1 protein-coding gene is annotated in these 1463 nt (G+C 29.9%); it reads left to right on the forward strand.

Going from position 1 to position 1463, the window contains the following annotated elements; genetic code table 11:
* Positions 1-268: 268 nt before the first annotated feature.
* A complete protein-coding gene (locus tag ACW9UN_RS17195; protein WP_459487604.1) occupies positions 269-1405 on the forward strand; it encodes an IS110 family RNA-guided transposase in 1137 nt (378 codons plus the stop codon).
* The last annotated feature ends 58 nt before the right edge of the window (positions 1406-1463 follow it).

Raw genomic sequence — 1463 nt, forward strand, 5'->3', positions numbered from 1 at the left:
TTCAATCTGGGCTCATATCTTTGAGATATTCAAAGATATCTAAATTTTCTATCTTTAGAATTATAAATTGATAAACAAGACCAAGTAGCAAAATTGTATCTGGGCGAAATACATCTGTTGATGATATTGTGGACTTTAGGCTAATCTACTTGGTTTTAATTACATTTAAGTTTCAATAGTACTTAAGCACAAGTTTTACAAATTAGATGCTGCATAAAAAATGAGCGAAGACTCTTGTAATTTTTTGTTTATCCTAAAATATTAAAAGATGAATTTAAAGTATTCAGTAGGTTTAGATGTTTCGAGTAAAAAGATTGATGCTTGCATAAGTGTTATCGATCAAAGACAAAGAGTAATTGTAAAATCTAGCAAAAAGATTTTAAACACAAAAAAGGGATTTGAGGATTTAGTAGCTTGGATTTTAAAACATCAAAAAGATTCGATTCCATTAGTAATATGTATGGAAGCTACAGGTATTTATCACGAAAACTGTGCTTATTTTTTGTATGAAAAAGGATTTACAGTTTCTATTATTTTGCCAAATAAGGCAAAAAAGTATTTAGACTGTTTGGGTTTAAAATCTAAAAACGATTCTATTGATGCCAAAGGATTATCACAAATGGGTGCAGAACAATGTTTAGAAGCTTGGGAACCTATGGGTGCTTTTTTCTATGAATTACGTTTATTAACAAGACAGCGTCAAAATCTCACGGAATTAAAAACAATTATTAAAAATCAATTAGATGCTTTAAGTCACGCAATGCATCAGCTAGCTTCTGTCACAGCACAATTAAAAGAAAATATTAGTTTGTTTGAATCACAAATTAAAGAATTAGATAAAGCGATTTTAGAACATATAGCGTCTGATAAGGAAGTTTTAGAAAAAGTTAAAAATATTTGCACTATCAAAGGTTTAGGTATTTTAACAACCGCAGTAATTCTTGCAGAAACGAATGGATTTACACTCTTCAATAATTACAAACAAGTAGTCTCTTATGCAGGTTTTGATGTGGTTGAAGCACAATCTGGAACTAGAGTTGGAAAGACAAAAATATCGAAAAGAGGAAATTCAAGAATCCGACGAGCCTTGTATATGCCTTCTTTAGTTGTTATTCAATGTGAAGTACAACAATTTAAAGATTTATATGATAGAACTTATAAAAAGCACGGAATTAAGATGAAAAGCTATGTTGCTGTTCAGAAAAAGCTATTAACAATGATTTATTATTTATGGAACAAAAACGAAGCTTATGATCCAAACTATAAGGTAAAATTCCAAGAAGAGGAGCAGAAGCTTTACTCTCTGTTTGCCTTTGAAAAAGGCATAAAAAGTAGCCCCAATAAAATTGAGGCTACACAAGGTAAACTTCCAGTGAATGATCACAGTGTGTTTCCTCTCTGTTAAAACAAAAATAATGAAAAATTAACAGAATAAATTAGGAATTAAAGATAGTACCTAAACT

This window comes from Polaribacter litoreus, assembly GCF_054584775.1.

Excerpts from the sequence above, each read along its gene's own strand:
- ACW9UN_RS17195 (WP_459487604.1), top strand. The coding sequence starts at position 269 with ATGAATTTAAAGTATTCAGTAGGTTTAGATGTTTCGAGTAAAAAGATT.